Annotated in this window: 1 protein-coding gene and 1 pseudogene; both read right to left on the bottom strand. The window is 61.3% G+C overall.

Annotation, left to right across the window (positions count from 1 at the left end; genetic code table 11):
- Positions 1–611, bottom strand: a 611-nt coding sequence (locus tag EN906_RS35570) for an ABC transporter substrate-binding protein (RefSeq protein ID WP_245484412.1), incomplete at its 3' end; no start/stop codon positions are given.
- Positions 612–771: 160 nt separating this feature from the next.
- Positions 772–918, bottom strand: a pseudogene (locus EN906_RS38680) (succinyl-diaminopimelate desuccinylase); the annotation flags it as partial.

The raw sequence follows: 918 nt of genomic DNA on the forward strand, positions 1-918 counted from the left end.
CCCCAGTAATTGTCCGATTTGACCAGCGTGATCGACGATCCCTTGGCCCAGCTCTGGAACTTGAACGGGCCGGTGCCGATCGGTTTCTCCTTGTTGGTCTCTGCCGATTCCGGCGCCACGATCACCGCGTCACCCCAGCCCATATTGTAGAGGAAGGATCCCTGCGGGTTCTTCAGCGTCACTTTGACGGTCGCCGGATCGACGACGTCTATCGTATCGATGGCCGCGAATAGGCCCTTTTGCGCGTTGACCGAATTTTCGGCGCGGGCTCGATCGAGCGAGAATTTCACGTCGCCGGCATCGAAGTCGGTGCCGTCATGGAATTTCACGCCGGTGTGCAGCTTGAAGGTGTAGACCTTTCCATCATCGGAAATGGTCCAGCTTTCGGCCAGATCCGGCAGCACCTCGCCAGTGGGCCCGATGCGTGTCAGGCCCTCGAACACATTGGCATATAGAACCTCGTCGATTGCCGCGGCGGCACCTGCGGTCGGATCGAGATGCGGGGGTTCGAGCGGAATGCCGATGACCAGGTCGGTCCGCGCGGCAAACGCGGAAGCGCCGGCGGCCAGCGACAGCACCGCGGCCGCCAGGATGGTTTTCCACAGTTTCATCGTGCGACTCCCCATGCGTTTCAGACACGTGCTCGAACCCGGGCGATAGAAGCGTGATTTCGCCGCGGAGTAAATTGCGTTTCGTTCTGCCCGTTGGCGTGGCCGGGAATGTTTTGTCCTGGCCACTGCATCGGCAGGTCGAAGCTTGTCGCGGTGCGCCTTACCCCGCGGCTGTGCCGCGCAGCAGCACGTTGAGCCCTATCGCCATCACCTTGGCCGATTCTACCATGTCCGCTATCCCGACCCATTCGTCCGGCCGGTGGGCGAGGTCGAGAATGCCCGGCCCATAGGCGATGCAATCATAGAT

The organism is Mesorhizobium sp. M7A.F.Ca.CA.004.06.1.1, from assembly GCF_003999135.1.
Taxonomy (GTDB): domain Bacteria; phylum Pseudomonadota; class Alphaproteobacteria; order Rhizobiales; family Rhizobiaceae; genus Mesorhizobium.